Here is a 3,193-nt window from a genome sequence, read left to right as displayed (position 1 = left end):
AGCGGACAGGAACGGCATCACCGCCAGCGACACCGCGGCGAGCGCGATCCCGGGCACCGAACCATCCGCATCATCCCCGCCGGCCAGTGCACGCACGGCGTCGACCGCGACATAGACGGCGAGCACGAAAAACGACCCGGCGATGAACCGCAGGGCGACGCGTTCCCGGGCCTCCCGAACGGCGTGATCGACGGCGGAGAACTGCCAGGCAACCGCGGCGGCGGAGACCTCGATGAGCGAGTCCAGCCCGAAACCGATCAGCGCAGCGAACGACGCCGCCGCGCCGAACGTGAGCGCGATGATGGCCTCGACGACGTTATAGGCGATAGTCACCCCGACCAGGAACCGGATTCGGCGGGCGAGCAGGTCACGGCGGGCCGGGGGCGGCCCCGATGACAGCGAGACGGCCATATCAGCAGCAGCCCTTCTCCGCCGTGTCCGGGCACGCGGCATCCTGTCCGAGGGCGATGACCGCGGCCCGCAGCTCGTCGAGCGTGCGACCGAGACGGGCGTCGGCAAGCTCATAACGGATACGCCGGCCGACCGGAACGGCGACCACCAGCCCACAGCCACGCAGACAGGCCAGATGATTCGACAGCCGGCTGCGGGAGATCCCCATCGCCTCCGCCAGATCGGCGGGATGCGCCGGGCTGTCACGAAGGGCCAGAAGCAGCCGTGCCCTGATCGGGTCAGCCAACGCCCGGCCGACCCTTACCAGAACCTCGATGTCCGAGGCGATCGTCACCATGACCCAACAGTACAGAGATCCATGAACTCAGGAAAGCGTGAACTTCGGATGGGCCGAAGACCTCGACGCGGCGAGGCTGGCTGCCTGATCTCACAGCCTGGTCTCACGGCCTCGTCTCACGGCCTCGTCTCACGGCCTCGCGGATCTGGCGCCTCTCCGGTTAGCTGCCCCGAACGCGGGCAGCCTCTGCCATGACCGCGTCGTCCGGGGAACCGCCTCGGATGCCTGACACGATGGCTGATCCACGACACTCACGTCGGGTGGAGGCGATCTACATGTCGCATCGTGATGACCCCTTCGGGACAGGTGAGGGCGGGACCCGCGGTTCCCGATCGGATGACCTTCGAGCCGATGCCTCTCGGATGGGTGTTCTCCATCGCGGGAACCCGCGCTTCGATGATGCTCCGGGCGGGACCCGGGTGGACCGGGTAGGCGGGCCGCAGCAGGTGGTGGCCACCTTCGACGCCTACGGCGAGGCCGAAAGGGCCGTCGACCAACTTTCCGACCTTGGTTTCCCGGTAGAGAAGACCGCCATCGTCGGCCGCGGCCTACACACGGTCGAGAAGGTCACAGGTCGGCTGACCTGGGCCTCCGCCGCCGGCCGGTCGGCGCCGGCCGGTGCCGTCACCGGAGCGATGATCGGCTGGGTTTTCGGCCTGTTCAACTGGATCAACCCTCTGCAGGCGGCGGTGCTGCTCGCCCTCTACGGCGCCGTCTTCGGCGCCGTCCTCGGCGCTCTGGTGGGCCTGCTGACGTACGCGCTGAGCAGGGGCCGTCGGGATTTCGTCTCCGTGTCGGCGCTGAGCGCGGACCGCTACGACCTGCTCGTCGACGCCGACGTGGCGGAGCAGGCGGCCAGGCTGCTCGCGGAGACCGAGTTCGGCCGAGTGTCGCCGGCCAGGGGCACCCGGACCTGACCCCGGGACCCCTGCCGGCGCCCAGGCTCATTCCCGGGCTACCGGCAGAAGCCCGGCCCTGCGCCGCTCGCTGTAGCGGACGAACGCAAAGGCGTCCCGGGCCGCCTCGATGCCGTCGTCCGCGAGCCGACCGGCGAACCGCTCCCGGATGGCCGTCTCGACCGCGGTGATCGAAACGATTCCGGTCAACGTGGCAAAGCCACCGAGCAGCGCGGTATTCGGTAGCGGATGCCCCAGCTCGCGCTGGGCGATCTCGCTGGCGGGCAGGCTGATCGTTCGCTCGGGCCGGTACCGGGTGAGCCCGGGCAGCCCGAAATCGTCGAGGTCGCGTGCCGAGTCGAGCAGGATGAACCCGTCCGCCCCAAGTCCATGGAATACGTCGGAGACGTGCAGCAGCGCCGCGTCCCGGACGATGACCGCATCCGGGAACACGACCGGTTCCCACCCGGGCAATGGATCGTCGTCGATCCGGCAGCAGGCGACCGTAGGGTGGCCGATGTGTTCCGGCCCGCCGGCCATGGCTGCCTGTCCGTAGCGACCCTCCGTAACTGCCGCGATGGTCAACAGCTCGGCGATGGTCAGCACGCCTTGGCCGCCGAACCCGTGAATTCGTACCGCGAACATGATGGACCTCGTCTCTCCCGACCGGGCTGCTCTCGACGCTGCTTCTCGACGCTGCTCGCGACGCCCCCGTCAGCTGCCAGGCTCCTCTCCGCGGCCCGGCAGCGCGGTGAGTAGCCAGCGGCGGGGGCGACCACGCGGGCCAAGATCGCCATCGTGCGGTCGTCCCCGCCGACCCCGTGCGCATGAATGGCGAGCTGCGCGAAAAGGAGGATCAAGCCACGACCGCGACGTGTCCCCTCAACACAAACCCCAAGGTCAGCGGGCTACCGCCGCTCACCCCTGAATGGACACGCGCGAACCTCGCGGCCTGCTCGCCGTGTCCGGCCGCGTCGCCGACGCAGATGGCGAGCCGGCCCTCGCCGACATCGACCACGTCCACCCAGTCTCCGCTCGAACCAGGAGTCGCGGGATGCGACCGCCAGGAGACCCCAGCCGGTGGGCGTTCTCTCTCACGCCCCCGGTCACACAGGCCGCGAGATCGGTCTCGTCCCAGGATTCTGCAGCCGGAAAGTTGCACACGGACAACCTCCAGAACGGCGCCTCGCGGGGAGAACTCAGTGGCCCTTGGGGGACGTAATGAAGTAACAAATACGTGATCGAGAGCATCATCGCAGGTCACAGGCCTGTGGAGGGTTCGAAACGCGCAAGTTATTTCATTTCGACTCCTTGGCATCTCAGACCCGTGCTCAGGCCTGCACCGACAACAGGTCATTCATTCGACTTCAGTCATCCGCTGAACATCAATATTGACGATCAGATCGGCCCAGCACGCATACTGGCCGACCGCACGCCCCTGCCGGGTCACCCGCAGGACTCGTGCCGGACGATCGGGACCGGCCTTGACGACCGTCTCCTCGATGAGATGACCACCCGCTGTCATCCATTTCATGTGTCACCGCCTTCC

The 3,193-nt window shown here is 67.9% G+C and carries 4 protein-coding genes and 1 pseudogene; 2 read left to right on the top strand and 3 right to left on the bottom strand.

Features of this window, described 5'->3' with window-relative positions:
* Positions 1–411 (bottom strand): annotated as a pseudogene (locus AC08OU_RS23910) (cation transporter); the annotation flags it as partial.
* A 1-nt stretch (position 412) separates the two neighbouring features.
* Positions 413–748: an ArsR/SmtB family transcription factor gene (locus AC08OU_RS23905; RefSeq protein WP_476602316.1), complete on the bottom strand. Its 336-nt coding sequence runs from the start codon at positions 746–748 to the stop codon at positions 413–415.
* A gap of 362 nt (positions 749–1,110) precedes the next feature.
* Between AC08OU_RS23905 and AC08OU_RS23900 the strand changes: the two genes are divergently transcribed.
* Positions 1,111–1,665, top strand: a complete 555-nt coding sequence (locus AC08OU_RS23900; RefSeq protein WP_476602315.1) for a YflT domain-containing protein — start codon at positions 1,111–1,113, stop codon at positions 1,663–1,665.
* A 27-nt stretch (positions 1,666–1,692) separates the two neighbouring features.
* On the opposite strand, the gene AC08OU_RS23895 is transcribed toward AC08OU_RS23900, so the two are convergent.
* The gene (locus tag AC08OU_RS23895) at positions 1,693–2,289 is read right to left on the bottom strand and encodes a 2-oxoacid:acceptor oxidoreductase family protein (protein ID WP_476602314.1); all 597 of its coding nucleotides are present in this window, start codon (positions 2,287–2,289) and stop codon (positions 1,693–1,695) included.
* Between the two features lie 592 nt (positions 2,290–2,881).
* On the opposite strand from AC08OU_RS23895, the gene AC08OU_RS23890 reads away from it, so the two are divergent.
* Positions 2,882–3,193, top strand: a 312-nt coding sequence (locus AC08OU_RS23890; RefSeq protein ID WP_476605879.1) for a hypothetical protein, incomplete at its 3' end; no start/stop codon positions are given.

Source organism: Frankia sp. CcMO1 (assembly GCF_977945845.1).
Note: the sequence above shows the minus strand (reverse complement) of the source record. Positions and strands in the feature narration are given on the sequence as shown.

Excerpts from the sequence above, each read along its gene's own strand:
- AC08OU_RS23895 (WP_476602314.1), bottom strand. The coding sequence starts at position 2,289 with ATGTTCGCGGTACGAATTCACGGGTTCGGCGGCCAAGGCGTGCTGACC.
- AC08OU_RS23905 (WP_476602316.1), bottom strand. The coding sequence starts at position 748 with ATGGTGACGATCGCCTCGGACATCGAGGTTCTGGTAAGGGTCGGCCGG.
- AC08OU_RS23900 (WP_476602315.1), top strand. The coding sequence starts at position 1,111 with ATGGGTGTTCTCCATCGCGGGAACCCGCGCTTCGATGATGCTCCGGGC.